The sequence below is a fragment of the Halorubellus sp. JP-L1 genome (genome assembly GCF_011440375.1).
Classification (GTDB): Archaea; Halobacteriota; Halobacteria; order Halobacteriales; family Natrialbaceae; genus Halorubellus.
Map to the genome: position 1 here is coordinate 462,520 of NZ_JAAOIR010000001.1, position 26,125 is coordinate 488,644.

The window sequence follows — 26,125 nt, forward strand, 5'->3', positions numbered from 1 at the left end:
ACCGAAGTGAATGAGTCTCGCCGATTCGGACCGCGAACTCGTCGAGGAGGAACTTGGACGAGCGGCGACGCCGGCGGAGGCGGCGCTGTTCGAGAACCTCTGGAGCGAGCACTGCGCCTACCGTTCCTCGCGACCCCTGCTCTCCGCGTTCGACAGCGAGGGCGACCAGGTCGTCGTTGGTCCGGGCGACGACGCGGCCGTCGTCGCGCTCCCGGACCCCGACGGGGAGGGGTACTCGGACACGTACGTGACGCTGGGCATCGAGAGCCACAACCACCCGAGCTACGTCGACCCGTTCGACGGCGCCGCGACCGGCGTCGGCGGCATCGTCCGGGACACGATGTCGATGGGCGCGTACCCGATCGCGCTCGCGGACTCGCTGTACTTCGGCGACTTCGACGCGGAGCACTCGAAGTACCTCTTCGAGGGCGTCGTCGAGGGCATCAGTCACTACGGGAACTGTATCGGCGTGCCGACGGTCGCGGGGAGCGTCGACTTCCACGGCGACTACGAGGGGAACCCGCTCGTGAACGTCGCCTGCGTCGGCCTCACCGACGACGAGCGATTGATCACTGCGATCGCGCAGGAACCGGGGAACGAGTTGCTGCTCGTCGGGAACGCGACCGGCCGGGACGGACTCGGTGGCGCGTCGTTCGCGAGCGAGGACCTGAGCGAGGACGCGGAGACCGAGGACCGCCCCGCCGTCCAGGTCGGCGACCCCTATTCGGAGAAGCTCCTGATCGAGACGAACGAGGTGCTCGTCGAGGAGAACCTCGTCGAGTCCGCGCGCGACCTGGGCGCGGCCGGCCTCGGCGGTGCGTCCAGCGAACTCGTCGCGAAGGGCGGCCTCGGTGCGAACGTCCGCCTCGAGGACGTCCACCAGCGCGAGCCGGACATGAACGCGCTCGAGATCCTGCTCGCGGAATCCCAGGAGCGCATGGTGTACGAGGTCCAGCCGGAGAACGTCGAGCGCGTGCGCGAGGTCTGCGAGCGCTTCGACGTCGGCTGTTCGGTCATCGGGGAGGTCACCGACGAGAACTACGTCGCGACGTTCCAGGGCGAGACCGTGGTCGACGTGGACGCCCACTTCCTCGGCGAGGGCGCGCCGATGAACGACCTGGAGTGGACGGAACCGACTCAGCCCGAGCGCGACCTGCCGACGGTCGACCTCCCGGAAGCTTTCGAGGCGGTCGTTTCGTCCCCGAACACCGCGAGCAAGCGCTGGGTGTACCGCCAGTACGACCACGAGGTCGGCGTGCGGACGAGCCTGCGGCCGGGCGACGACGCGGGCATCGTCGCGGTCCGGGAGGCGGGCGTCGGCGTCGCGATCTCCTCGGGTGCGGCGCCGAACTGGACGAGCGTCGCGCCGTACGAGGGCGCGCGCGCGGTGGCGCTGGAGAACGCGACGAACCTCGCCGCGAAGGGGACGCGGCCGCTCGCCGCGGTCGACTGCCTGAACGGCGGGAACCCGGAGAAGCCCGACGTCTACGGCGGCTTCAAGGGCATCGTCGACGGGCTCGCGGACATGTGCGCGGACCTGGACGTCCCGGTGGTCGGTGGGAACGTCTCGCTGTACAACGACTCGCCGACGGGGCCGATTCCGCCGACGCCGACGCTCGCGATGGTCGGCACGAAGCCCGGCTACGACGCGCCGACGATGGCGGCGAGCGCAGAGGGCGAACTCCTGCTCGTCGGCGACCGCGTGCTCGCGGAGGCGGACGCGACCGCTCGCCTCGGCGGGAGCGAGTACCTGAACCAGCAGGGCGGTAGCGACCGGTTCCCGGACGTCCCCCCGCAGGCGAGTGCGTTCGTGCAGTTGCTCGCTGCGGTGGCACGCGAGGACCACGTGGAGGCGACCCACGACGTGAGCGACGGCGGGCTCGCGGTCGCGCTCGCCGAGATGGTGCACGAGGACGCCGGCATCCGGGCGACCGTGCCCGAGCAGGGCGGGCTCTCGGAGGTCGGCGAACAGGTCGGGTGGCTGTTCCACGAGCAGACGGGGCGTGCGCTCGTGCAGACGACCGACCCCGAGCGCGTTCGCGAGGCGTTCGCGGGCGTCGCACCGGTCGTCCGCGTCGGCGAGGGCCAGCGCGACCCGACGCTCGACGTCTCGATGTCCTGGACGGACCTGTCGTACGACGTCGACGAGATCGCAGCGCTGCGCGCGACGATCGAGCGCGAACTCGACTGACGCGGTCGCGACGCGGCCGCTGCCAGGGGCGAGGGCCGAGCTGGCCCCGTCAACTACTTGACGGAGAAGTTTGAACTACGAGTCGATGCGTTCCACCGCGGGGGGAGAGGATGCCTAACGAACCGACGGTACTCATCGTCGAGGACGAACCCGACCTCGCGAACCTGTACGCCGCGTGGCTCCGGGAGGCCTGCGACGTCGAGACCGCCTACAACGGCAGTCAAGCGCTGGAGGCGATCGACGAGACCGTCGACATCGTCCTGCTGGACCGGCGGATGCCGGGCCTGTCCGGCGACGAGGTCCTGTCGACGATCCGGGATCGCGACCTGGAGACGCGCGTGGCGATGGTGACCGCGGTCGAGCCGGACTTCGACATCATCGAGATGGGGTTCGACGACTACCTCGTCAAGCCCGTGTCGAAGGACGACCTGTTGTCGACGGTCGACCAGTTGCTCCTCCGGTCGACGTACGACGAGCAGCTCCAGGAGTTCTTCGCGCTCGCGTCGAAGAAGGCGCTACTGGACTCCCAGAAGACGGAAGCGGAGCTGCGTGCGAGCGAGGAGTACCGTCGCCTGGAGGATCGACTCGCGGTGATGCGGTCGAAGGTCGACGACACGATCAGCGAGCTCTCGAATCACGACGCCTACCAGCGCGTCGTCCGGGACATCTCGCGGAAGACCTGACGGCTATCGACTCCGTCTCGTGGCGGTCGGCTAGAGTCGTTCCCCGGTGGAGGGTCGGGCCGACCGCAGTTCGCAATACGTTTGGTTCTTGGTAACGTGTGTCTATGTATGCCGTCGAGTCGGCGCGCCGTCACGGTCGGGCTGGGGATCGCACTCGCGGGCTGTGCGAGCTTCGGTCGCGCCACCGACCGGGCGGCGAGCGAGTCCACAACTCGACCGGCGACGGCCAGCGACCGGTCGCGTCGACGGTCCGGGAGCAACGAGCCGCCGGAGTGGTGGCGGTCACCGCCCGACCTCGTAGTCGTCAACGACGGGCCGGGCAGCGCGACCGCGTACCTCGCGGTCTTCGGCCCGCACCGGGTCCTGCCGCGCTTCCGCGAGACGGTGTCGCTGCGAGCGGCGGTCGCGGGACAGCCCGCGGCGCGGTGGTCCTTCGAGGACGTGGACCTCGCAAGCGCTCGCGGCGTGCTGAGCGTCGAGACCGCAGACGGGCGCGAAGGGCGAACGAACTGGCACGGCGGAGGGCCGCGAGACGGCATCGGCGTCCACCTGCATACCGCTGGCGTCGACTTCGTCTCCCTCGCCCGATGAACGCGTCGCGGGCGGGCCCTAACGGAGCCGGGTACTGGCTCGTCACTCGCGGTCGACGGTGAACGTCGGCGCGCCCGTCAGCGAGAACCGCGTGCCGCCTGGATCGCCCGTCGTCACGTCCACCGACCAGCCGTGCGCTTGCGCCACCTGGCGAGCGACTGGGAGGCCGAGCCCGATCCCGGCGTCGCTCGACCCCTGCGGTTCGAAGACGCGATCGAACTCCGTCTCCGGGATCTCCTCGGCGTCGTCGAGGATGTAGAATCCCGTCGGTCGACCTTCGGGACCGCGCTCGGGGCCGATACGGACGGTCGCGCCCCCGCCGTTCGCGCGACTGTGGATGTCGTTGAAGAACGTCTCCAGCATGTGCACGAACCGATCGCGGTCCGCGCGCAGCGACCCCTGGAACTCGAGGTACACCGTCATGTCGTCCGCGAGCGATCCGTCGAGCGCGTCCGCGAGCGCGTCCTCGAACCCGACTGACTCCCGCGACCCGAGCGTCGCGGAGTCCTTCGCGAACTCGAGGATGTCGTCGACGAGCGCCTCGGCGCGCGACAGCGTCTCCGCGGGCGCCGCCTCCGAGGTCGCCGAGACCGCCGCCAGGTCGTCGGCGGCCGTCTCCAGGTGCTCCTGGAGGTCCTCGGAGAGGATGTCCGCGACCGCGCCGAGTCGCTCGCGTTGCTCCTCGAGACTCTTCCGACGTTCGGCGAGCATCTGCTCGCGGTCCATCCGATCGAGTGCCGCGGTCGTGTTCTCCGCGAGCAGACTGACGAGCTCCAGGTCCGTCTCGTCGAACGCGTCCGCCTCGAGCGCGCCCGTCATCACGACGCCGTGCGGGCCGAGCGGCGCGATGATCTCCGCGTGCAGCGGCGTGTCGTCGTTGAACCGCCGCTCGTGCTCGTGGACGTCCTCGAACAGTCTCGGTTCGCCGTCGCGATACACCTCCCAGATGAGGCCGTCGCCCTCCGGGAACTGCGGGAGCCCGCCGAGTTCCTCGTGCGCGCCCGCCGTCGCCGCGATCGGGTCCATGACGCCGCGTTCGTCGTCGAGGAGCCACACGCCCGAGATCGGGAGGCCGAGCAGTTTGCCGGTGGCGTGGGTCGCGACCGAGCAGATCTCGGGTGCGTCCTCGGCCTGGAACAGCCAGCGCGTGACGTCGTGGAGCCGCTCGACGACGCGCTCGTACTCGCGCTGGTCGGTGACGTCCCGGACGACGCCCGCGACGCGAACGCGACTCTCGTCCAGGGGGACCATGCGGACCTCGCCGATTCGTTGTTCGCCGTGCTCGGGCTCGAACGCGAGCTCGAACCGCTCGAAGCTCGTGTCGCCGCGACGGATCGCCTCGATCGCTTGCCCGAGGTCCGTCGTCGCCTGCGCGTCCACGGCCGCGATGTCGTGGAGCCGGTCGACGTGCTCGCCGACGAGGTGCTCGCGGTCCGTCGACAGCGCGTCCTCGATCGCCCGGTTCACGGAGGCGACGTGGTTGTCGCCGTCGACGACGATCACGCCGTCGTTGACGGCTTCGACGACGCGCGCGTGCTCGTCGAGCCGCCGCTTCTGTACTCTGCGTTCCGTGACGTCCTGCATGAAGACGCTGAGGCCGTGCTCGCCGGGGTACGCGCGCGCCTCGAACCACGTGTCCAGGGGCTTGTGGTAGACGTCGAACGCGACCGGGTCGCCGGTCTCCATCGCCTCGTGGAAGCTCTCCGGGAACTGCGTCTCGACGGTCTCGGGGAACTCGTCCCACATCACGCGCCCGAGGAGGTCCTCTCGGGAGCGCCACAGCAGGGACTCGGCGCGGTCGTTGAGGTACGTGAACCGCCAGTCGGTGTCGAGCGCGAAGAATACGTCCTCGACGCGATCGAGGACGGGTTCGGTCGGGTCGGGGATGGGGGATTCGCTCATCGAGGAGCGCCACCTCGCGCGACACGGTACAGAAGCTCTGGCGGGTGCGCCGGACGCTTCTGTCGTATCGAGTTCGTCGGTCGTGTCGAGTTCGTTCGTCGTGTCGTTTTCGTCGGTCGCGGGGAGGGGGCCGGGGAGGAAGCGCGCACGGTGAGGGCGGGGTGCGCTGTGGCGTCGGCGGACGCCTCGCGAGTGGGGTGAGGCCCGGGGCTGGGCGGGGGACTCATCTGGTCGTCTCGACGTAGGCGGGGTGAGGTACTTGACTCTCGTGGCCGAGTCGGCGCGTCCCGCTCGCCGGGTCCGCGTCCGAGGTCAGAAGAACTGGAGCATGCAGACGTCGGATTCGGGGTACGTCGCGTCGAGCGCTGCGAGGACGTCCGCGCCCGGGGACTCGTCGGCTGGCGCGTCGTCCCCCGCGGCACCGCTTGCGGCCGCGAGGTCGCCGGTGCGTGCGAGGTCGCCGGTGCGTGCGAGGTCGCTCGCGGTGCGCGTGCCGAGGATGAGTTGCGTGAGAGCGCCGATGTCGAGCGCCACGTCGGGGGTAGCGTCGGGGGCGCGTTCCGCGGTGCTGTCGCTGGTCGCGTCGTCGCCGATCGAGAGCGCGATCGGGTCGTCGTGCCAGTCGACGAGCGGGTCCGCGACGTCGAGGACGACGTGGGCGTCCGTGGGTCCCGTGGTGACGCCATCGAACGCGCCGACGGCTTCCGTCGGAACGGCTTCGAGCGCGTCGACGGCGTCGACGACGCGCCCCATCGGACCGGTGCGGAGGTCGGTCTCGACCTCGTCGGGGTTCTCGACGAGGTACGTGAGCCCCCAGTCGACGGGCGTCTTCAGCCTGACAGCGTCGACCTGCGAGTCGTGCGCGTGACAGAACGACAGCACGGCGAGGACGGCGTCGTGGTCGACCGCCCCGAAGTACGAGACGCTCAGCCGAGTGTCGTCGCCGTCCTCGACGGTGTACGTGAGGTACGCGACGGGGTCGCCGTCGCGGTATCCGACGTACGCGAACGGGTCGGTCCCCCACGATTCGAAGACGCGGTGCCGCCAGAACGCCTCGCCGCGGTCGACGGCGAGCGTCTGCGTCCACGTCCGGTCGTCGACCGCGTCGATGACGTCCCAGTCGTCGGCGTCGACGCGCTCGAACTGGACGGCGTCGGCCGCGTCGGAATCGGTCGCGAACGAGAGCGCGGCCGGGTCGACGTCGTGAACCGCGTACCGGTTCGTGGTCGCCCACCCGTACTGGCCGTAGAACGGCGTCGAGAACGGCCACAGCAAGCTCAGGGGGTCGCCGCGCTCGCGGTACTCTTCGAGCGAGTGCTCGAGGAGTCGACGGACGTTTCCACCACGGCGGTGCTCGGGCGGCGACGCGACCATCGACAGGCCGGGCGCGGCGACGCGTCGGCCGCGGACGTCGACGTCGAACCAGTAGTGCCCGCAGACGGCGAGGAGGTCGTCGCCGTCGAACAGGCCGCGCTGGCCGCCGACGGCCTCCGGCGCGTCCTCGGGGTCGAACTCGTCCGGGTCGAACGGCCCGGACTGCGCGTCGAACGCGTACCGGGCGATCTCCGTGACGCGCGCGTCGGGCGGGTCGATCTCGCGGTACTCCATATCGGGGGATTCCATACCCGAGAAGCGACCGGCGCCCTCAAGAACCTTCCCGAACGTTGTGAATCGGTCGCACGCTCGCCGCGACCGAGTGCGAGAGCCGTCCGCGACCGTCAGTCGAGGAATCGCTCGATGCGGTCGGTCGCCTCCCTGAGCTCGTCCATCCCGGTCGCGTACGACACGCGCAGGTGGCCCTCGCCGCCGGAACCGAACACGCTCCCGGGGACGACCGCGACGCCCTCCGCCTCGAGCAGGTCCTCCGCGAACTCGTCGCCGGTCTGTTCCGTCGGGACCTCCGGGAACGCGTAGAACGCGCCCTTCGCGCGGAAGCACTCGATCCCGAGTTCCTCGAAGCGCGCGAGGAGGAACTGCCGGCGGCGATCGTACGCCGCCGTCATCTCGTCGACGGCGTCGTCGCAGTGCTCGAGCGCCTCGAGCGCCGCGTGCTGGGCGGTCGTCGGCGCGGACAGCATCCCGTACTGGTGGATGCGGTTCATGCCCGTTATCGCCTCGGCCGGACCCATCACGTACCCGAGGCGGAGGCCAGTCATCGCGTACGCCTTCGAGAACCCGTTCACGACCACGGTCCGCGAAGCCATTCCGGGCAACGTCGCGATGCTCGTGTGCTCGTGCTCGTACTGGAGTGCAGCGTAGATCTCGTCGCTGATCACGGTGAGGTCGTGCTCGCGAGCGAACTCCGCGACCGGCGCGAGGTGTTCCAGTTCCATCGTCGCCCCCGTCGGGTTGTTCGGGAAGCACATGACGAGCACCTCCGCGTCCGCCGCCCCCGACGCCTCGAGGGCCTCGCGCGTCAGTCGGAACTCGTCGCGCTCGTACGTCGGCACCGGCAGCACTTCGCCGCCCGCGAACGTCACGCCCGGCGCGTACGACACGTACGCCGGCTCCGCGACCGCGACGGTGTCGCCGGGGTTCACGAACGCGCGGAACGCCAGGTCGACCGCTTCGCTCGCCCCGGCCGTGACGAGGATCTCCTCGTCCGGGTCGTATTCGAGGTCGTACTCGGCGTCCACGTGCTCGCCGATCGCCTCGCGCAGTTCCCGCATCCCGCGGTTCGCCGTATAGCTCGTCTGGCCGCGTTCGAGCGAGTCGACGGCCGCGGTCCGTGCGCGCCACGGCGTCGCGAAGTCGGGTTCGCCGACGCCCAGCGAGATGACGTCGTCGCGCTCCTCGGCGAGCTCGAAGAACTTCCGGATGCCAGAGGGCGGCACGGCCTGCACGCGCTCCGAGAGTTGGATGCCCATCTGGTCACCTCAGGGACTGACCGAGAGGCGGTCGTCGTCGTCGCCGTCGCCGAAGTCGACGCCGCTCTCCTTGTACGTCGTCATCGCGTAGTGCGTCACGGTCTGCGTGACGGCTGGAATGGGCGCGATCTCGTCCGCAATGAATGCGGACACGTCCCGCATCGAATCGCCGATCACCTCCACGTGGAAGTCGTAGTCACCCGAGACCAGCCGGAGGGTGTCGACTGCGTCGTAGCCCGCGAGCCGCCGCGAGACGTCGCCGTACCCGGTCTCGCGGTCGAGTTCCACGTTCACCTCGACGACGGCGCGGACGCGCTCGCGGTCCGTGGACTCCCAGTCGACGACCGCGCGATACCCGCGTACGACGCCATCCTCTTCGAGGTCCGCGATCGCCGCCTCCACGTCGCTCTCGTCGAGGCCCGTCATCCGTGCGAGGTCGGCCGTCGAGTACCGCGCGTTCTCCAGGAGCGAATCGAGCAAGGCGTCTCGCGCACTCGCAGTCATACACGAACGACCACCGGGGACCGGGTTAAGGGTTACTTCCGCGGCGGCACTCGCGGCGCCCCCTCAAGGCACTTACCGACGGCCCGCGCAGTCGAGCGCGATGCCAGCGAATCGCCCTCCACAAACCGTCGATCGCCGGCGCGTCCTCGCCGCGCTCACCGCGACGTCCGTCGGCCTCGCGGGCTGCCAGACCCTCGACGACGACGGAACGTCGGACGCGACCGATCCCGGAACGCGCACGCTGACCACCCAGACCCGGTCGAGTACGACGTCGGAAACTCGCGCGAAGACGTCCGAGACCGACGGAGCGTCCTCCGAGACGGACGCATCGACCACAGAGGCCGACCCGACGACGACCGAGCGACCGCGCGCTCCGGCGTGCGCGGACTGCTCGCTCCTGTCGACGAACTACGGCGGCGACGACGGCAGGGGGCACGCCCTCGAACCCGTCGACGACGAGCTCGACGCGGCGGTCGCCGTCCTCACCGACGCCTGGCGAACCACGGTCGACGAGCGCGAACTCACGTCCGAGGCGCGTCGGTTCCTCGCGGACACGGACTTTTCGCGCGAGCACGTCGTCGCCGTCCAGTTCCGAGAGCACAGCTGCTGTCAGCGGCTCTCGCTCGCGCGCTTCGACCGCGACGGCGACCGCGTGCGACTCCGACTCGACGCGCCCGCGTTCGGGCCGCTGCAGGCCGAAAACGACAAGCTCGTCCTCGTCAGGGCGCCGACCGAGGACCGCGGCGTGCCCGACAGCGCCGTCGCTCGCATCGTAATCGGCGACGAGTTCGACGTCACGATCACGCCCGACGACGTCGAACGCTGAACGATACCACGGCGACCGATCAGTCGTAGTTCTTGAATATGTGCGCGCGAACGTCGTCCTTCGTCTGCACGTACTCGGTCGTGCCGTCGGGCATGTCGACCTCGTACCGGGCGTCCTCCTTCGAGGCCTCCCGCCACTTTTCGTCGTGCGTGTCGAGCAAGTTCATCATCGCGTTCAGGCGGTCGTCGTCGTCGCCTTCGGCGGACGGCGTCGGCCCGCTCGAGGACCCACCGTCGTCGTCAGCGTCCTCGTCGGCGGCCACGTCCGAACCGGCGTCCGCAGAGGCGTCGGCGGTGACCGTACCACCGTCTGCGCTCGCGTCCGCTTCGTCCTCGACGCTTCCCGCGTTCACCTCGACGTCGGCGTCCACGTCGAGCTCGCCGCCGCCCTCGAAGTGGTCGATGAGGTACTGGAGCGCGTCCTGCTCGCGCACCGAACCGTACTGGACCTCGTTCTGGAGTTCGTCCCGCAACGCACGCAAGAACGCCTGCTGCTGGTCTGATACGTCGATGGTCGGCATACCCCCACGTATCCCCCCAGTCCCCTTAAGCGTGGACGCTTCGTGGAACCGGCGGGCCCCGTCGGTCCCTCACTGCCACGCGGAGAGACGCACCCGACTCGCGGATTGGTCTGGTATCGCGAACGCCAGTTCTTAACCCCCCGACGGTCTACGGACGGACATGGTTCTGAAGGAATCCGAGTCCGAACTCGGCGCGGGCGACGAGGCCATCGACTTCGAGCTCCAGGGTACCGACGGCGAGACGTACACCCTCGACTCGTTCGCCGGCAACGAGGCACTGCTGCTCGTGTTCACGTGCAACCACTGTCCGTACGCGAAGGCGAAGTTCGACCTCCTGAACGAACTCGCGGCCGAGTACGACGACGTCGCCGTCGTCGGCATCAACCCGAACGACGCCGAAGAGTACCCCGACGACTCGTTCGAGCGCATGCAGGAACTCGTCGAGGACGGCACCGTCGCGTACGACGCGTACCTCCGCGACGAATCCCAGGCCGTCGCCGAGGCCTACGGCGCGGTCTGCACCCCGGACCCGTTCCTGTTCGAGAACGACGACGGGACGTTCCGGCTCGCGTACCACGGCCGGCTCGACGACGCACTCAACCCCGACGACGACCCGACGCGATACCAGGTGCGCGAGGCCATCGACGCCATCCTCGCGAACGAACCCGTGGACGTCGACTGGAAGCCGTCGCAGGGCTGTTCGATCAAGTGGACGGAGAACTGAACCCGGCCGGGCGAGCGGCGAACGCAGACGACTCGTCTTCGGTTGCGAGTCAGTGCCGGACGAGGGACCGAGAGACGTTCCGTCGCAACGACCGGGTTCGTTCGAGCAGGTGCGTTCCGACGGAGAGCACGGGGTAGCTCGACGGCAACGCGTCGTAGACGTACTCGTAGAGCGCGGTCGGACCGTCGCCCTGACCGACGACGTGTCGTTGCTCGTGGATGGCTGATTGTCGCGACTCCAGGAGCGACACGAGTTCCTCGCGTCTCCCGTGAACGGTGTGCCAGTCGTGGACGAGGTCCTCGCGGTCGACAGTCGACGCTGGCACGTCGGCGTCGGCGCCGGTCGTCGCGTCATCGACGACTCGATCGACGGCGGCCACGTCCGCTTCGACGGCGTCGAGGTCGTCGTCGATCTCACGGAGCGTCCGCGTGCACGCCGAGAGAGAGTCGTCTTCGGCGTCGATGGCGGACAGGAGGCGGTCTCGGCGCTGCTTCGCTTGCGTGCCGCGCGCACACAGCGTCTGCTGGAGTTGTGGCGAGAGGATGGCGCCGTTGCGGACCGCGAGCGCGACGTCGTCGCCGAACTCCGCGGCCATGTGTTCCGCGAGCGTGTCGTCGTACTCGTCGTCGTAGTGGGGGACGGCGAGGACGGTGTCGCGGTAGGCGTCGACGACGTGCGAGAGCGTCCCGCCGTGCCCGGCGTCGACCGTTGTCGGCCCACCGTCGGTGAGGCCGGGATTCTGGGGGTCGATACTGGCGACGCTGTCGACGAACGTCGCGAACGCGTCCCGTTCGAGGCGCGTCCGCTCGCGTTCGGCGGCGAGCGCGTCGGCGGCGTCGTAGAGCCGGGAGAGGGCCATCAGGACGGCGACGGCGAACGCGAGCGTGGCGGCGAGCGCGAGTCCCTGCGTCAGGACGTCCGCGGGAACGCAGAGACCGTCCGCGACGCACGCTTCGGCAGTCGCCCCGATGTTCTGTTGCGACACGCGCGTGAGGGCCGGAGGGGCGAAGAGCATCGTATGTTCACCATTGCCACGGCGACCGAATAACAGTTACTCCTCCTCACAGTCCCGCAACCATTCCGACGCAGTGGAGTCGGCACTGGCAGTTTCCGGGGCGAGGCAGTCGGTCGGCGAACTTCGATAGTCGGTCGCAGAACCGCAACTGTCAGCGTTCTATTAGACTGCGCGGCGGTACTGTCGCGGCCACTCCAGGGCGTCCTCGCGGTCGAGAGCTTCGGCGGCGTGTAGCGCGAAGTACGGGTCCCGGAGGTGCTGGCGACCGACGATAGCGAGGTCAGCGCGGTCGTTCCGGACGATCGCGTCCGCCTGCTCGGGCGTCGTGATGCCCCCGACCGCGCCGACGAGTGCGTCGTCGCCGACCGCGTCCCCGACGCGTTCGGCGTACGGCACCTGGTAGTTCGCACCGGTCGACGGGATCGACTGGTCGGGGTGGAGGCCGCCAGAAGACACGTCGACCAGGTCCACGACGCCGTCGCTCGCCAGATCGGCGGCGAGCGCGGCGGTGTCGTCGACCGTCCAGGACTCGCGGTCGTCGAGCCAGTCCGTCGCGGAGAACCGGACGAACACCGCCTGGTCGTCCGGCCAGACGTCGCGGACGCGCTCGCAGACCTCGCGCACGAGACGCGTCCGGGCGTCGAATGACCCGCCGTAGCGGTCCTCGCGGCGGTTCGTCACCGGACTCAGGAACTCGTGGAGGAGGTAGCCGTGCGCGGCGTGGACCTCTGCAACGTCGAACCCGGCGTCGCGGGCGCGCTCGGCGGCGCGAGCGAAGTCCTCGACGAGCGCTTCCACGTCGCTCGTCGACATCGTCTCGACGCGCTTCGCGTTCGGTTCGTCGCTCCGTTCGTCGTCGCCGGCGCGCCACGGGTACGCGTCGGCCGAGGGCGACGGTGCGATCCAGCCGTGACCGTCGGGCCCGAGCGGTTCGGAGTCGTCCCACGGCGGGCGCTTGCTGCCCTTGTGGCCGGCGTGGGCGAGTTGGATGGCCGAGAGTGCACCGTACTCCTCGCAGAACTCCGTGATCGGCCGGAGCGCGTCGGCGTGCGCGTCGCTCCAGAGGCCGAGGTCCTGGGGACTGATGCGGCCGTCCGGGCGGACGGCCGTCGCCTCGGTCATCACGATGCCGGCGCCACCGACGGCGCGCGACTCGAGGTGCTGTCGGTGCCACTCGGTCGCGACGCCGTCGCGGTCGGGACACGAATACTGGCACATCGGGGAGACCATCACGCGATTGCGCGCGGTCGTCCCTCGCATCTCGAGGTCGCTGAAGAGGTCGGTCATCGAGTACGGTCTACCGCGGCCGAGGGAAAAACGCTCGCGCTACGCGGCCGTCTTGCCGGCTCGCTCGACGCGGCCGTCTTGCCGGCTCGCGCGAGCGATGGGTCGCGCTCCCCTCGGTCGTGCGAGTCCTGCGACTGTGGGTCGCTGTCGCTAGCGAGTGCTTGGCGGGCAGGCCACCCGTCCGCGTTCGTGCGTCGGCAGGTGGCGCTCCCGCCTGGACCGACGCACGCGACCGCTCAGTGCATCGTCGACCGTCGCCGCGGCATCCGCCTTGAACCCTCGGTGCGGGTCGACGCTGGTCGATCGTCGGCGGTTGCGCGAAGCCGAACGGTCTTGATTCGGGCGGCGCGAAGGAGCGTATGAACGTGGAGACGCGATTCGGGACGGAGTCGCCGGTCGTCGGGATGGTCCACCTGCCGCCGCTCCCGGGGTCGCCGCGCTACGACGGCGACCGGGCGTCGATCAGGGAGCGTGCGGTGACTGACGCGCGGACGCTGGAGGCGGGTGGCGTGGACGCGGTGCTCGTGGAGAACTTCGGGGACGCGCCGTTCTACCCGGACGAGGTCCCGTCGCACACGGTCGCCGACGTGAGCGTGCTGTCGCGAGCGGTCGTCGAGGCCGTGGACGTCCCCGTCGGCGTGAACGTCCTGCGGAACGACGTGGACGCGGCACTGTCGGCGGCCGCAGCGGCCGGCGGGTCGTTCGTGCGCGTGAACGTCCACGTCGGGTCGAGCGTGACGGACCAGGGCGTGATCGAGGGACGGGCGTTCGAGACGATGCGGGAGCGCGAGCGCCTGGACGCGGACGTGGCGGTGCTCGCGGACGTCGACGTGAAGCACGCGACGCCGCACGGTGGGCGGCCGCTCGCGGAGCGCGTCGCGGACGTCGTCGAGCGCGGGCTGGCCGACGGCGTGGTGGTGTCGGGGTCGGGAACGGGGCGGCCGGCTGACGCCGACACGCTCGCCGCGGTCCGGGCGACGCTCGACGAGGTGGCGCCGGAGACGCCGCTGTTCGTCGGAAGTGGCGTGACGGAGGCGTCGGTCGCGGAGACGTTCGCGGTCGCGGACGGCGCGATCGTCGGGACGGCGTTCAAGCCCGACGGCGACGTCGACGCGCCGGTCGCGGAGGACCGGGTGCGTGCGCTCGTCGACGCGGCCGGCGAGTGAGTGAGTGAGCGAGTTTTGCGGAAGTGAAGACGGCGAATCCGTCCCTGGAGTTCACTCCGGGCCGGACTCGTTCGAGAGGGGCCGAAGCGTCGAGATGCGTGCGTTCTCCTTGATGCGAATGCCTGCACCGCCGACGCTCAATGGCACGAGTGGCAAGTGATCGTCCACGCGCAGCGACGGATGCGACGCGCCGCGAGCGAGCACCTTGTTCCGGGCCTGCAGGTGCATCGGGTCGTCGCCGACGAAGAACTCGTTGTACTGGACGACGTACTGGCCGGCCTCCAGGTGCCACCACTGGTACTCGTCGTCGGGGTTCCGGCGCGTCACGTCGCACGGTTCCAGGTCTGCCTCCGCGACCTCGTCGCCGCCGAAGTCGATGCGTCCCGGCGCGGCGACCTCGTGGATGCCTGCGACGGTGAGGTCGACGCCACGGTCGTGGACCTGCGTCTCTGGGTGCAGCAGTCCGTCGACGACGTCGGTGAGTTCCTGCATACGCGCCCGTTCGAGCGGCGGCGTCAAAAAGCCCCACGGCGGCGCCCCCGCTCGGGGCGAAGGCCTTTGTGGGACCACGCCGAGGGTGCGGTCGTGAAACGATCGGTCGGGTACGGGTCACTGCTCGTCGCCGCCCTCATTGCGGTCGGAGCGAACGTCCTCAGCGGGACGTGGGAGGTGTCGACGGCGAACGAGGTGCTGAAGGCGTGGACGCTGAAGGGGGCGATCGCGTTCGCGGTCGCGCTCGCGACGTACGGCAGTTACGTGCTCGTCTCGCAGTTCGTCGCGCGGTGGGCGACGGACAAGCGACGCATCCACGACGTCAGGAACCTGCTCCGGCTGGCGTTCGGTCTCGTCGGCGCGGTCGGCGTCGCGGGCGCGCTCACCGACCAGTGGCTCGGCGTCGTGTTCAGTCTCGGCGTCGCGGGGTTCGCGGTGACGTTCGCGCTCCAGACGCCCATTCTCTCGGTCATCGGGTGGGTGTACATCATGGCCAAGCGCCCGTATTCGGTCGGCGACCGCGTCCGCATCGAGGACGCGAAGGGCGACGTCGTCGACGTCAGCTTCCTCGTGACGACGCTCTGGGAGGTCCAGGGCGACCTCGTGACGACCCACCAGCCGTCGGGACGCACCGTCACCGTCCCGAACGCGGTCGTCCTCGACTCGCAGGTGTTCAACTACACGCAGGACGAGTTCCCGTTCGTCTGGGCGGAACTCCCGATCCAGCTCTCCTACGAGACGGACCTCGAGTACGCACGGGAGGTCGCGCAAGCGGTCGCGGACGACTACCTCGGGGACGAGATGGCCGCGCGCGTCGAACGGCACCGCGAACGCATCGCGGACTCGCCCGTCGACCTCGAGGTGAAGTCCAGGCCGTCGGTGAACGTCTCGCAGTCCGAATCCTGGGTCGAGTTGCGCGTGCGATTCCTCACGAGGCCACGTGGCGTGCAGGCGACGCGGAACGAACTGTACGCGCGCATCCTTGACCGGTACAAGGAGAATCCGGACCGCGTCAGCTACCCGGTCGGTCGACCGCGGTGACGCCCCGACGCCGCTCCGGTCGCTCGACGCCGCACTCGACTCCGGCCGTGGCTACTGCGGCGGGGCGAGCCCGTGGACGCCGTCAGCGGCGTGCACCCAGAGCGCGCCATCGAGCGGCGTGATGCCGTAGACCGTGCGGTTGATGGTGTCGCTGATCTGGACCTCCGGCGTCGTGTACGACCACAGCATCTGGTCGTCGCCGTCGGCGACGCTGACCGCCTGGATTCGACCGCGTGGGTCGTTGGCGACGTAGAGGACGTCGTCGACGCGAGCGAGCGGCTTCCCACCGTAGAACGTTCGCTGCTCTGAGCCGTCGGCCGCGGCGTACGCGCCGACGTCGCCGTCGGTACCGGCGTAGAGTTCGCCGTCGGCGAGCACGGGCGTCCCGGAGAAGTCTGCGTCGTTCACCCGCCAGGCCTCCTCGCCGCTGCCGGCGTCGACCGCGACGAGGTCGTCGTCGTCGACCGTGAACGCGTGGTCGTCGCCGACGACGGGGTCGACCCAGGAGCCGTTCCGGAGGTCCGAACGCTCGAAGACGACATTCCCGCTCTCGGCGTCGAAGGCGTGCAGGCCGTCGCGGCTCTGGACGTACGCGACGCCGCCACCGACCGCGACGCTCCCCGTCCGCGTCGTCTCGAGTTCCCGACGCCAGCGCTCGGTCCCGTCCGCGAGGTCGAACGCGCGCACCTGCGCCGGGACGCCCTGGTAGCCGCCCGAAGCGACGTATACCGTCCCATCTGCGACCGTCGGCGCACCGTGGATGCCGTCCATCTCCGGGCCGCGCCACGCGAGGTCGCCCGTCTCGAGGTCGTACGCGAACGCCTCGATGAACGTCGTCACGACGACGACGCCGTCGGCGACCGCGGGCGAGCTGTTCACGCCGTACTCGACGAGCGACGACGCGCGCCTGACCTCGGCGGTTCCGGGGTCCCGGACCGTCAGCGGCTGGCCGTCCGCGCGTCCGTGGACGTTCACCACGCTGTCGTCGACGACCGCACCTTCGCCGCCGGCGTCGAGCGTCCAGTACGCGTCCACACCTTCGACCGGGTCGCCGTCAGGCCAGTAGCCGGTGCGTGCGGCGTCGTATCCTTCCTGGGGCCAGTCGCCGCCGTCGGTCGGGAGCGCCGGGTCGCCGGGCGGCTTCGCGTCGACGCGCTCGTCGACGTCGGACCCGGTGGTTCGGTACGTCGTCGTGGACGTCGTCGGGTTCTCGCTCGTCACGCGCGACCGCGTTCCGGTCGACGTCGCGCTCCCGTGGGTGGTCTCGGTGCCGGTCGGGACGCCGTCGCCGTGCGTGACGCACCCGGCGACGCCGAGCGCCGCGGCGGCGGCGAGGAACCGTCGTCTGTTCGTGGAGGGCATGCACGACACTTGACGAACGCGTGGTAAATGCTTTCTCGCGGAAGACTCGGTGCGTACGAGGACGGCGCCCGGACGCCGAGGGAACGCTTACGGTCCCGTCGACCCCACGCTCTCGCATGGACTTCGCTGACGTCACCAGGTTCGTCGAGGCGACCGCGCCCGAACCGGACGCGCTCGCTCGCGAGATGGACGCGCACGCCGAGGAGATGGGGTTCCCGCACGTCGGGCCCGCGGTCGGCGGCCAGCTCAGGATGCTCGCCCGGATGGCCGACGCCGAGCGCGTGTTCGAGTTCGGCTCGGGGTTCGGCTATAGCGCGTACTGGTTCGCGCAAGCACTCCCCGAGGACGGCGAGGTCGTGCTCACGGAGTTCGACGCCGAGGAACTCGACGAGGCCCGCGAGTTCATGCGTCGCGGCGGCTACGACCACCTCGCGCGCTACGAGCACGGCGACGCGATGGAGGCCGTCGAGCGCTACGACGGCCCGTTCGACGTCGTCCTCGTCGACCACCAGAAGGAGCGCTACGCCGACGCGTTCCGCGCCGTCCGCGAGAAGGTCCCCGAGGGCGGCGTCGTCGTCGCCGACAACGCGATGTCCGCCGGCATCATCGACTTCGACGCGCTCCTCGCGCACTTCGCCGACGACGAGTCTCTGTCGGACGCGAGCGACGCGACGAAGGGCATCGCCGAGTACCTGCGAACCGTCCGCGACGACGACGCCTTCGAGACCGTCGTCCTCCCCCTCGGCGAAGGCATCGCCGTCAGCTACCGCGTCGCGTAGCGACCGGGATCACTTCTCAACAGACCACGCGAGGGAGTCGATTCACGATTCGCCGAATCACACGACGGAACCGGTTCACTCCTCGCCGGACCACTCGAACGGCCCTGTGCCACCGTCCGGCGACGGGCTCGGCGCTGGTGCCTCGACCGGACTCCCCTGGCCGTCGCGGTCGTCGTCTCCGTCGCGGTCGTCGTCGCCCTGACTGCCGTCCCTGACGCTGCCGTCGTCGTCGCGGACCTCGAACGCTTCGAGCGCGTCCCAGAGGTCAGACGCCCGCACACTCAGGCGGTCCGCGCTGTCGGAGACGCTCGAGAGGTTCGCGGTTTGCTCCTCGGCGGCCGCCGCGACCGTCTCCGCCTCCGACGCGGTCCGGTTCGAGATCTCGGTCGCGCCCTCCGTCATCGCAACGACCTCCTCCGTGCTCGCGGCCTGCTCCTCGGTCGCCGCCGAGATCTCCTGGACGCCCGTGTTCGTCTCCTCCGCGTACGAGGCCATCTCGTCGAGCGCCGACGCCGCCGCGAGCACCGAATCGGCGTTCTCCGCGACGCGCTCGTTCACGTCACGAACCTGCGCGGCCGTGCGCTCGGTCTGCTCGTCGATGCGCTCCAGTCGCTCCTCGATGTCCTCCGCGGCGTCCTTCGCCTCCGCGGCGAGCTCCTTGACCTCCTTGGCGACGACCGCGAACCCGTCGTCGTTCCCGTCGCCGCTGCTCCCGCGCGACGCCTCGATGTTCGCGTTCAACGCCAGCATGTTCGTCTGGTGCGCGACGTTCGAGATGAACTCCACGAGCTTGTCGATCTCCCGCATCTGGGATTCGAGCGCGTCGATCTCCGCGACCGCGTCCTCTGTCTCGCCCTCGATCTCGCGCATCCCCTCGATCGCGTCCTCCGCGGCGTCCCGGCCCTCGCGGCCGACGGTCGCCGACCGCTCGGCGGTGTCCGCGACCTCGTTCGCTGACGCCGCGATCTCCTCGGTCGTCGTCGCGAGTCCCTCCATCTCCGTACTCACCGCCTCGAGCTTCTCGCGTTGCTCGTCCGCGCCGACCGAGATCTCCTGGACGGACTCCGTGACCTGCGCGCTCGCCGTCTTGACCTCGTCCGTCGACGTCGCGACGCTCCCGGACTCGGTCTCGACGGACGACGCGAACTCGCGGGTCGCTCGCACCGTCTCCTCGAGGTCGTCCATCATGGCGTTGAACGACGTCGCGACCGCCGTCATCGCCTCGCTCTCCTCGGAGCCCGCGAGCCGCCGGGTGAGGTCGCCGTCGGCGCACGCGTCCATCGTCTCGCTGTAATCGTCCGCGGTCGCCTGCAGGTGCTCGGAGAACGCGTCCGCCGCCCGACGACGGGATTCGGCCTCGTCGCGGGCCTCCTGGGCGGCCGTGATCTGGTCGTCGAGGGAGACGCGCATCTCGTCGAACGCAGCCCCGAGTTCGCCGAGTTCGTCCCGGCGGTCGACCTCGACTGGCGACTCCAGGTCGCCCCCGCGGAGGCGACGCGCGTGCTCGGAGAGGTCCGAGATGCCCGAGACCGTGTTCCGGACGAGCGTCAGTCCGACGACGCCGAGGACCAGCGAGAGCGCGACGAGCATCCCGCCGACGCCGAACTCGACGAACGACTGCACGGCGAACGCGCTCTCCGCGGTCGTTCGCCGCGTCACGTACCAGTCAGCGTTCGAGACGGACGCGACGCCGACGACCTTCGGGGCGCCGCTCGCGTTCGTCGCCCGATCGAACGATTCCGAGAGGTCCAGGCCGGCGGTCACGAGCTCGTCGGACGCCATGATGTCGTTCGCGTCGTCCGAGAGCACCGTCTGGCCGTCGTCGCCGACGACGACGTACGACCCGTCGGTCGTCGCCGGGAGCACGCTCTCGGAGAGCGCTTCGAGTTCGACGACGAGGACGATCGATCGCTCCGGGTGGTTCTTGACCGGCGTGGAGACGAGCACGACGGGCGGCACGTCCTCCCGGAGCGTCGTCGGCTCCGACATCCCGACCTCGCCGGGCGTCTCGCCCTGCGTCTCCCTGACCGTGGTCGCCCACTCGTCGGTCAGGTCGGTGCTGTTCGACCGGAACAGCCCCCAGTCCTGGCCGGCGCGAGCGTACGTCTCGCCGGTCGTCGAGTTCACGTACATGGCTGCGGCGACGTAGGACGGTTCCTCCGCTCCACGTAAGAGGACCACCGAGTCGCCGTCAACGTCGTTCTGGACGGGTCGCGTCTTCGTCAACGTCACCGCACGTCGTTCCAGTCCCGAGAGCGTCGCGTCGAGGTGCTGGCTCTGGACGGCCGCGTCCTGCTCGTATTCGGCCTGGACGTCCTCGCTCAGGTTCTGGCTGACGGCACCGTAGACCGCGCCGCCGATGCCGCCGAGTACGACCAGGACGATAACGCCAGCGATCAGGAACTTCCGTCTGAGACTACTCGCCAGCACGTCGGGCACCAGACGCCGAATCAGGGTCATCGCCGACGCAAAGAGAGCCCCAATTGAAATACGTACGTGGTTCGAGCGCCGTATGGGAGAGCCTTCCAAATATATTCGAGTCCAGAAGTACGTATATTCTACCCTGCATGTGTCGAACTTTCCAGGATCCAACGCTGAATACACGCCGAGAGGCATCGTACGAAACGTCGCTCCCAGTCGTTGCGCTCGGCACTCGTCGCCCGAGTAGTCGCGCGCACCGACACAGACGGACCGCACCACGCCGAAGAAAAGAGCCGACCGCGAGTCCGCCTCAGGCTTCGTCGTCGAACCCGTCCTCGAACTTGAACGTGCCGTTGCGCTGGACGACCTCGCCGTCGACCTCGATGCGCGAATCCTCGCTCATGTCGACGATCATGTCCTGGTGGACCGCGGACTCGTTGACCTCGTTGTCCTCGCCGACGGTGTCGTCGTACGCGCGTCCGATCGCCATGTGGACGGTGTCGCCCATCTTCTCGTCGAACAGCATGTTGTACGTGAACCGGTCGATGTCGCGGTTCATCCCGATGCCGAGCTCGCCGAGGCGCCTCGCGCCGTCGTCCGTCTCGAGCACGCTCGTGAGGACCTCCTCGTTCTTGTCCGCGGAGTGCTCGACGACCTCGCCGTCCTCGAAGACGAGGCGGACGTTCGTGATCTCGCGACTCTGAACCATCACGGGCATGTCGAACAGGACCTCGCCCTCGACGCTCTCGGGCTTCGGCGCCGTGAAGACCTCGCCGCCGGGGAGGTTGTGCTCCGCCCAGTCGTTCTTCGTCGGGTTCCCGTCGACGCTCATCGTCACGTCCGTCGTCTCGCCGGAGACGATGCGGACCTCGTCGGCGGGATCGAGGATCTCGACCATGTTCTCCTGGAACGCCTCCTGGGCCTCCCAGTCCTTGTTCACGGCGTCGAACACGAAGTCCGCGTACCCCTCCGTACTCATCTCGGCGTCCTGCGCGTTCCCGGGCGCCGGGTACTGCGTGAGCAGCCAGCGCTTGTCCATCATCTCGTCCATCAGCGGCCGCATCTCCTGCTGTCGCGCCTGGTTCGTCTCCGGCGGCACGTCGCTGGACTCGAACGTGTTCGAGTCGCCGCGGATGGAGATGGAGACGTCCGTCTTCTCCGCCATCGCGAGCACGTGCTCGGGGGTCTCCCACTCGTCGACGTCCTTCGCGAGCTGGTACGCGCGACTCGCGCGACTCGACCCGAGGTTCAGGGACGCGGTCGCACCGATCTCGCCGAGCTTCTCCATCACCGCGACGCCGAGGTCCTCGGCCTCGATGGGTGCGTTCACGAGGACGAAGTCGTCCGGTTCGACGCGCGTGCTGTGTTCGACGATGATCTCCGCGTGTTCGTGGAGGCGGTCGTCCATACCCGAACCTGACCGGAGAATCGTGATATTCGTTTCGAAACACGGACCAGTTGGGAGCCGACGCGAATCGCGTGCGCGGCAGGGTCAGTCGACGTGCGGTTTCGCCATGAGGTCGTCGAACGGCTTCGCGTCGAGCCACTCGCAGAGAGAAACGAGTTCGTCGACGGCGGCGTCGAACAGTTCCGCGCCCTTCGCGGCGGTCGCGTCGGTCTGGTCGCCGAACACGCCGTTCTCGGAGTTGTCGATGGCGTCGTAGTAGTTCCGCGCACCGTGCACGGTCGGTTCGCCGTCCTCCAGGTGGACCTGTCCGCCGTCGCGTGCGTCCTCCAGGCGGTCCTCGCGAACGTTTGCGGGGTCGAGGTGGAGCATCATCGCGGTCTCCTTCGGGCCGCCGTGCGGGCCGTTGTGCTCGAACAGGTCGTTCACGAGGTCGGGGATGGACTCGTCCCACATCCACTCGACCGCGTACGCGGCCCGGTCCTCGCGGAGCCGGCGGCCGACCTCGCGGAGGTGCTGCATGTTCCCGCCGTGGGCGTTCACGTACACGACGCGGTCGATGCCGTGCTCGGTGAGGCTCCGCGTCATGCTCTCGACGTAGTCCCGGAACGCGGGCGGGTCGACGCTCGTCGTTCCGTGGAACTGCATGTGATGCGTGCTGACGCCCACTCGCACCGGCGCGGTACAGAGATAGTCGGCGCGGTCGGCGGCCTCGCGAGCGAGCGCTTCCGCGATCGTGTGGTCCGTGGACTCCGGGAGGTGGGGGCCGTGCTGTTCGGTCGAGCCGAGGGGGACGAGCGCGAGCGACTCCCGGTCGAAGTACGCACCGAGGTCGGGCCACGTCTCGTCTGGCAGGTACATACGGCCCGGAGGGGACGCCGACGACATAGCACTTGTGCCATCGTGGACCCTCGCGCGCGTCGAGGACGGAGGCCGTCGCATCCTGGCACCCTCGCCAGTTGTGGGCAAAGCACAAGCACCTGCCCGTGGTTTGGCGAGATATGCCAGGAGGCTCATCGCAGACCCTTCGACCGTTCCTGTGGCGCGCATCGAAGCTGTTCTCGGACCGCGAGATCGTCTCTCGGACGCTCGAGGGCCAGAAGCGGTACGGGTACGCGGAGTACGCAGACCGAGTCGCGCAGTTGGCGCACGCGCTCGACGACGCCGGCGTCGAGCGCGGCGACCGCGTCGGGACGTTCTGCTGGAACGACCACTGGCACTTCGAGACGTACTTCGGCGTGCCCAGCATGGGCGCACAGCTGCACACGATCAATCCGCTGCTCCCGGACCACCACATCCAGTACATCGTCGAGAACGCTGACGACAAGGTGATATTCGTCAGTCCGTCGCTCCTCGAGAAGCTCGAGGGCGCGGCCGACGACGAGGCGTTCGACGGCGTCTCCCAGTTCGTCGTGACGAGCAGCGAGGTCCCCGAGACGAGCCTGGAGCCGGTCACGAGCTACGAGGACTTCGTCGCGGGCTACGACACCGAGTACGACTGGCCGGACCTGCCGGGCGATCAGCCCGCGGGGATGTGTTACACGAGCGGGACGACGGGGAAGCCCAAGGGCGTCGAGTACACGCAGTCGATGCTGTGGGGGCACACGATGGCGACGCTCCCGAAGTCCGGCCTCGACCTCGGAGCTGAGGACGTAGTGATGCCGCTCGTGCCGATGTTCCACGTAAACGCGTGGGGGCTCCCGTTCACGTGCACGGCCGCCGGCGCGAAGCACGTCTATCCGGGGCCGTCGCCGGAGCCCGCGGACGTCGCGCGACTCATCGAGGAGGAGGACGTCACGGTCACCGCGGGCGTCCCGACGCTCTGGCTCGGGCTGCTCGAGTACGCGAAGGACAACGAGGTCGACCTGTCGTCGCTCGAGACCATCGTCATCGGTGGGTCCGCCGCACCCGAGTCCGTCATCCGGCAGTACGACGAGCAGTTCGACGTCACCGTCCTGCACGCGTGGGGGATGACGGAGATGAGCCCGCTCGGAACCGCCGCGCACCTCAAGCCGGGGATGGACGAGTGGAGCAAGGAGCAGCAGTACCAGAAGCGCGCGAAGCAGGGCCTCCTCGTGCCTGGTCTGGAGATGAAGGTCGTCGGCGACGACGGGTCCGAAGTGCCGTGGAACGGCGAGGACTTCGGCGAGCTCTGGGTGAAGGGCCCGTGGGTGACCCAGGAGTACTTCGAGCGGCCGGAGGCGAACGAGGAGGACTTCGAAGATGGCTGGTTGAAGACCGGCGACGTCGTCACCGTCGACGAGGAGGGGTACGTGCAGATCGTCGACCGGGCGAAGGACGTCATCAAGTCCGGCGGCGAGTGGATCTCGAGCGTCGAACTCGAGAACGCGCTGATGGCGGTCGACGACGTCGCGGAGGCGACCGTCATCGGAGTGCCCCACGAGCGCTGGCAGGAGCGGCCGGTCGCGTTCGTCGTACCGTCGGAGGGCGCCGAGGAGGACGCCGTCCGCGAGGCGGCGCTGTCGACGATCGAGGCGGACTACCCGAAGTGGTGGGTGCCCGACGACGTCCTGTTCATCGACGAGGTGCCGAAGACCGCGACCGGGAAGTTCAACAAGAAGGTGCTGCGCGAGGAGTACGCCGACGAGAGCCTCGTCGAGGGGAAGGTCCCCGACGAGGCCGCGCCCGAGGACGACTGAACCCGTTCGAACCACGACGCCGCGGACCGTTCGTCGCCGCAGCCGAGTTGGGGCGCGGCGTCCGCGGACAAACCCGGGCTTTTTGTCCTTCACGCCGAACGCCCCTGCATGCGTCGCCGTGCCCTCCTCGCCGCCGTCGCTGCAGGCTCCTCCACCCTCGCGGGGTGTTCGGTCCTCGAGTCCGAAGACCCAGAGAGGGGGACGTTCGACGTCTCCGAGACCACGGCGTCGACGACAACCCTCGGCTTCGACGCGGACCCGAGCTCGCTCTCGCGGGGCTTCGCGGTCCCTGGAACCGACGACCACGAGGTCGCCGTAACGACGCCCGAGGACGTTCCGGACGGACTGGAAGTAACGCTCGGGTTCGCGAATCCGCCGTCGCGCGAGGCGCCCGCGACCGTCTACCTCCGCGTGGCCGTCCGCGAGACCGCAGACCGATCCGTCGACGTACCCGTCGGTGCGACGCCCCCGTTCTCGACGTACGAGGGCGCGACCGCCGACGGCGGTCGCCGGCTCTACGTCGTTCCGCGCCGAGCGGGCGTCGAGTTCGACGAACTCGTTCGGCGCGACCGCGGCTGCTGGCGCCCCCGGCTCCCGGTCGGCCCAGACGAACCGACGGCCGGGAGCAGGACGCTCGAGCCAGGAGACGCCCTCGAACGCGAGTACTACCTCGTGACGCCGTGGGCGAACGACCGGTGCCTCCAGCCCGACCAGTACCGGTTCGAGGCCGACGCCGGCTGGTCGTTCCACGTCGCTCCCTTCTTCGTCCAGCGACCGGAGGAGTCCGCGTACGCCGACGCGTCCGTTCCAGGCCTCCCGGGGTTCGAGACGACGCACTGGTACCACGACGCCGGCCACCGGCTGTACGTCGCGCCCGACGCCGAACAGGTCGGGTTGCCGAGCGCGACGACGACGCTCGACCTCCACAACCACCTGCGTCGCGCCGTCACGGTCGACGAACGCGCCTGGACGCTCTACAAGCTCGACGCCGGGTCCTGGTACCCCATCGCGCCACTGACCGGCGGGCCAGCACGACGCAGACTTCTCCCCGGCGAGACGTCGACGCTCGCCCTCCAGTTCTACACCGACCCGGACGCTCCCGACGCCGGCACCCGGTACGCGGTCGGCGGACTCGGACAGGGCCGGTACGCCGTCGGGTACCCGCTCTCGATGACGATCCCCGGCCGCGACCCCGGCCCCAGCACCGACGCCGGCCCGAGCAGCGAGTCGGTGGAGAGCGGGCCGCGGGCGGCACTCCTCACTGTCGTCGGCAACGAACCCCCACTCGACACCGCGGACGCGATCGACCACGTCGACGTCCGCGACGGCACCGCACACGCCCACACCACCGCCGACGAGTCCGCGCCGGCGTCGGTTCGCGTCGCCCGCAACGGGAGTTCGGACGCGCCACGGCCCGTACGCGAACAGGTCCTCCAGTGCGCGGCCATCCGGAGCGCAGTCGCGCTCCTCCGCGACGGCGTCGACGGCGAGCGCGTCGATTCCGTACTGTATCACGCGGAGCCAGCCACGATCGACCGCGCGAGGACGTGGCTCGCGTCGGTCGTCGGCGCAACCACGTTCGGCTTCGAAGGCGCGACGTACCGGGTCTCGGTCGACTGAGTTCGCCCCTGAAACGGCGACCTCACGGTCGCCGTACGCTCCCCAGTCAGTTCGCCCCTGAAACGGCGA

At 69.5% G+C, this 26,125-nt stretch carries 22 protein-coding genes; 10 read left to right on the forward strand and 12 right to left on the reverse strand.

The genetic code is table 11. The features are described from left to right. The first annotated feature begins 10 nt into the window (after positions 1–10). The 3 genes from purL (at position 11) to G9C85_RS02340 (ending at position 3,465) form a co-directional block, all read left to right on the forward strand. Positions 11–2,191: a phosphoribosylformylglycinamidine synthase subunit PurL gene (purL, locus tag G9C85_RS02330; RefSeq protein ID WP_166036551.1), complete on the forward strand. Its 2,181-nt coding sequence runs from the start codon at positions 11–13 to the stop codon at positions 2,189–2,191. Between the two features lie 110 nt (positions 2,192–2,301). Continuing rightward, positions 2,302–2,874, forward strand: a complete 573-nt coding sequence (locus G9C85_RS02335) for a HalX domain-containing protein (RefSeq protein ID WP_166036552.1) — start codon at positions 2,302–2,304, stop codon at positions 2,872–2,874. 108 nt (positions 2,875–2,982) lie between these two features. Then, positions 2,983–3,465, forward strand: a complete 483-nt coding sequence (locus G9C85_RS02340; RefSeq protein WP_166036553.1) for a hypothetical protein — start codon at positions 2,983–2,985, stop codon at positions 3,463–3,465. Between the two features lie 42 nt (positions 3,466–3,507). Here G9C85_RS02340 and G9C85_RS02345 read toward each other — a convergent pair whose 3' ends face one another. The 4 genes from G9C85_RS02345 to G9C85_RS02360 all read right to left on the reverse strand — a co-directional run bounded on the left by G9C85_RS02345 (position 3,508) and on the right by G9C85_RS02360 (position 8,738). Further along, positions 3,508–5,367, reverse strand: coding sequence for a PAS domain-containing protein (locus G9C85_RS02345; RefSeq protein WP_193570587.1), 1,860 nt, complete (start codon positions 5,365–5,367; stop codon positions 3,508–3,510). A gap of 312 nt (positions 5,368–5,679) precedes the next feature. Further along, a complete protein-coding gene (eis, locus tag G9C85_RS02350; RefSeq protein ID WP_166036554.1) occupies positions 5,680–6,990 on the reverse strand; it encodes an enhanced intracellular survival protein Eis in 1,311 nt (436 codons plus the stop codon). A gap of 95 nt (positions 6,991–7,085) precedes the next feature. Further along, positions 7,086–8,234: a pyridoxal phosphate-dependent aminotransferase gene (locus G9C85_RS02355; protein ID WP_193570588.1), complete on the reverse strand. Its 1,149-nt coding sequence runs from the start codon at positions 8,232–8,234 to the stop codon at positions 7,086–7,088. A gap of 9 nt (positions 8,235–8,243) precedes the next feature. Beyond that, positions 8,244–8,738, reverse strand: a complete 495-nt coding sequence (locus tag G9C85_RS02360; RefSeq protein WP_166036555.1) for an Lrp/AsnC family transcriptional regulator — start codon at positions 8,736–8,738, stop codon at positions 8,244–8,246. Positions 8,739–8,838: 100 nt separating this feature from the next. Between G9C85_RS02360 and G9C85_RS02365 the strand changes: the two genes are divergently transcribed. Further along, complete coding sequence (locus G9C85_RS02365; RefSeq protein WP_166036556.1) at positions 8,839–9,564, forward strand: hypothetical protein; 726 nt, start codon at positions 8,839–8,841, stop codon at positions 9,562–9,564. Positions 9,565–9,583: 19 nt separating this feature from the next. Here G9C85_RS02365 and G9C85_RS02370 read toward each other — a convergent pair whose 3' ends face one another. Next, a complete protein-coding gene (locus G9C85_RS02370) occupies positions 9,584–10,084 on the reverse strand; it encodes a hypothetical protein (protein ID WP_166036557.1) in 501 nt (166 codons plus the stop codon). Positions 10,085–10,244: 160 nt separating this feature from the next. On the opposite strand from G9C85_RS02370, the gene G9C85_RS02375 reads away from it, so the two are divergent. Beyond that, positions 10,245–10,808, forward strand: a complete 564-nt coding sequence (locus G9C85_RS02375) for a thioredoxin family protein (RefSeq protein WP_166036558.1) — start codon at positions 10,245–10,247, stop codon at positions 10,806–10,808. A 49-nt stretch (positions 10,809–10,857) separates the two neighbouring features. Here the strand turns inward: G9C85_RS02375 and G9C85_RS02380 are convergent, their stop codons facing one another. Next, the gene (locus G9C85_RS02380; protein WP_166036559.1) at positions 10,858–11,823 is read right to left on the reverse strand and encodes a hypothetical protein; all 966 of its coding nucleotides are present in this window, start codon (positions 11,821–11,823) and stop codon (positions 10,858–10,860) included. Positions 11,824–11,985: 162 nt separating this feature from the next. Continuing rightward, positions 11,986–13,110: an NADH:flavin oxidoreductase/NADH oxidase gene (locus G9C85_RS02385; RefSeq protein ID WP_166036560.1), complete on the reverse strand. Its 1,125-nt coding sequence runs from the start codon at positions 13,108–13,110 to the stop codon at positions 11,986–11,988. A 359-nt stretch (positions 13,111–13,469) separates the two neighbouring features. Between G9C85_RS02385 and G9C85_RS02390 the strand changes: the two genes are divergently transcribed. Then, positions 13,470–14,276: a BtpA/SgcQ family protein gene (locus tag G9C85_RS02390; protein ID WP_166036561.1), complete on the forward strand. Its 807-nt coding sequence runs from the start codon at positions 13,470–13,472 to the stop codon at positions 14,274–14,276. Between the two features lie 51 nt (positions 14,277–14,327). Here the strand turns inward: G9C85_RS02390 and G9C85_RS02395 are convergent, their stop codons facing one another. Then, on the reverse strand, positions 14,328–14,768 hold the full coding sequence (locus G9C85_RS02395) for a dCTP deaminase (RefSeq protein ID WP_166036562.1): 441 nt from the start codon (positions 14,766–14,768) through the stop codon (positions 14,328–14,330). 93 nt (positions 14,769–14,861) lie between these two features. Here G9C85_RS02395 and G9C85_RS02400 point away from each other — a divergent pair, with 93 nt between their 5' ends. After that, entirely contained in the window at positions 14,862–15,809 is a 948-nt protein-coding gene (locus G9C85_RS02400) for a mechanosensitive ion channel domain-containing protein (protein ID WP_166036563.1), read from the forward strand. A gap of 51 nt (positions 15,810–15,860) precedes the next feature. On the opposite strand, the gene G9C85_RS02405 is transcribed toward G9C85_RS02400, so the two are convergent. Beyond that, positions 15,861–17,171: a PQQ-binding-like beta-propeller repeat protein gene (locus tag G9C85_RS02405; protein WP_166036564.1), complete on the reverse strand. Its 1,311-nt coding sequence runs from the start codon at positions 17,169–17,171 to the stop codon at positions 15,861–15,863. A 116-nt stretch (positions 17,172–17,287) separates the two neighbouring features. Between G9C85_RS02405 and G9C85_RS02410 the strand changes: the two genes are divergently transcribed. Continuing rightward, positions 17,288–17,950 carry an O-methyltransferase gene (locus tag G9C85_RS02410; RefSeq protein WP_166036565.1) on the forward strand — a complete coding sequence of 221 codons (663 nt, stop codon included), beginning with the start codon at positions 17,288–17,290 and terminating at the stop codon, positions 17,948–17,950. 75 nt (positions 17,951–18,025) lie between these two features. On the opposite strand, the gene G9C85_RS02415 is transcribed toward G9C85_RS02410, so the two are convergent. The 3 genes from G9C85_RS02415 to G9C85_RS02425 all read right to left on the reverse strand — a co-directional run bounded on the left by G9C85_RS02415 (position 18,026) and on the right by G9C85_RS02425 (position 22,637). Beyond that, the gene (locus tag G9C85_RS02415) at positions 18,026–20,410 is read right to left on the reverse strand and encodes a methyl-accepting chemotaxis protein (protein WP_166036566.1); all 2,385 of its coding nucleotides are present in this window, start codon (positions 20,408–20,410) and stop codon (positions 18,026–18,028) included. 271 nt (positions 20,411–20,681) lie between these two features. After that, a complete protein-coding gene (locus tag G9C85_RS02420; protein ID WP_166036567.1) occupies positions 20,682–21,779 on the reverse strand; it encodes an aminopeptidase in 1,098 nt (365 codons plus the stop codon). An 84-nt stretch (positions 21,780–21,863) separates the two neighbouring features. After that, positions 21,864–22,637 (reverse strand): creatininase family protein, encoded by a 774-nt coding sequence (locus tag G9C85_RS02425; RefSeq protein ID WP_166036568.1) that lies wholly within the window; start codon positions 22,635–22,637, stop codon positions 21,864–21,866. Positions 22,638–22,777: 140 nt separating this feature from the next. Here G9C85_RS02425 and G9C85_RS02430 point away from each other — a divergent pair, with 140 nt between their 5' ends. Both G9C85_RS02430 and G9C85_RS02435 read left to right on the forward strand, forming a co-directional pair. After that, entirely contained in the window at positions 22,778–24,436 is a 1,659-nt protein-coding gene (locus G9C85_RS02430) for a long-chain fatty acid--CoA ligase (protein WP_166036569.1), read from the forward strand. A 108-nt stretch (positions 24,437–24,544) separates the two neighbouring features. Further along, on the forward strand, positions 24,545–26,056 hold the full coding sequence (locus tag G9C85_RS02435; protein WP_166036570.1) for a hypothetical protein: 1,512 nt from the start codon (positions 24,545–24,547) through the stop codon (positions 26,054–26,056). Positions 26,057–26,125: the final 69 nt, after the last annotated feature.

Coding starts and splice junctions, on each gene's coding strand:
- purL (WP_166036551.1), top strand. CDS start 11: ATGAGTCTCGCCGATTCGGACCGCGAACTCGTCGAGGAGGAACTTGGA.
- G9C85_RS02335 (WP_166036552.1), top strand. CDS start 2,302: ATGCCTAACGAACCGACGGTACTCATCGTCGAGGACGAACCCGACCTC.
- G9C85_RS02340 (WP_166036553.1), top strand. CDS start 2,983: ATGCCGTCGAGTCGGCGCGCCGTCACGGTCGGGCTGGGGATCGCACTC.
- G9C85_RS02345 (WP_193570587.1), bottom strand. CDS start 5,367: ATGAGCGAATCCCCCATCCCCGACCCGACCGAACCCGTCCTCGATCGC.
- eis (WP_166036554.1), bottom strand. CDS start 6,990: ATGGAATCCCCCGATATGGAGTACCGCGAGATCGACCCGCCCGACGCG.
- G9C85_RS02355 (WP_193570588.1), bottom strand. CDS start 8,234: ATGGGCATCCAACTCTCGGAGCGCGTGCAGGCCGTGCCGCCCTCTGGC.
- G9C85_RS02360 (WP_166036555.1), bottom strand. CDS start 8,738: ATGACTGCGAGTGCGCGAGACGCCTTGCTCGATTCGCTCCTGGAGAAC.
- G9C85_RS02365 (WP_166036556.1), top strand. CDS start 8,839: ATGCCAGCGAATCGCCCTCCACAAACCGTCGATCGCCGGCGCGTCCTC.
- G9C85_RS02370 (WP_166036557.1), bottom strand. CDS start 10,084: ATGCCGACCATCGACGTATCAGACCAGCAGCAGGCGTTCTTGCGTGCG.
- G9C85_RS02375 (WP_166036558.1), top strand. CDS start 10,245: ATGGTTCTGAAGGAATCCGAGTCCGAACTCGGCGCGGGCGACGAGGCC.
- G9C85_RS02380 (WP_166036559.1), bottom strand. CDS start 11,823: ATGCTCTTCGCCCCTCCGGCCCTCACGCGCGTGTCGCAACAGAACATC.
- G9C85_RS02385 (WP_166036560.1), bottom strand. CDS start 13,110: ATGACCGACCTCTTCAGCGACCTCGAGATGCGAGGGACGACCGCGCGC.
- G9C85_RS02390 (WP_166036561.1), top strand. CDS start 13,470: ATGAACGTGGAGACGCGATTCGGGACGGAGTCGCCGGTCGTCGGGATG.
- G9C85_RS02395 (WP_166036562.1), bottom strand. CDS start 14,768: ATGCAGGAACTCACCGACGTCGTCGACGGACTGCTGCACCCAGAGACG.
- G9C85_RS02405 (WP_166036564.1), bottom strand. CDS start 17,171: ATGCCCTCCACGAACAGACGACGGTTCCTCGCCGCCGCCGCGGCGCTC.
- G9C85_RS02410 (WP_166036565.1), top strand. CDS start 17,288: ATGGACTTCGCTGACGTCACCAGGTTCGTCGAGGCGACCGCGCCCGAA.
- G9C85_RS02415 (WP_166036566.1), bottom strand. CDS start 20,410: ATGACCCTGATTCGGCGTCTGGTGCCCGACGTGCTGGCGAGTAGTCTC.
- G9C85_RS02420 (WP_166036567.1), bottom strand. CDS start 21,779: ATGGACGACCGCCTCCACGAACACGCGGAGATCATCGTCGAACACAGC.
- G9C85_RS02425 (WP_166036568.1), bottom strand. CDS start 22,637: ATGTACCTGCCAGACGAGACGTGGCCCGACCTCGGTGCGTACTTCGAC.
- G9C85_RS02430 (WP_166036569.1), top strand. CDS start 22,778: ATGCCAGGAGGCTCATCGCAGACCCTTCGACCGTTCCTGTGGCGCGCA.
- G9C85_RS02435 (WP_166036570.1), top strand. CDS start 24,545: ATGCGTCGCCGTGCCCTCCTCGCCGCCGTCGCTGCAGGCTCCTCCACC.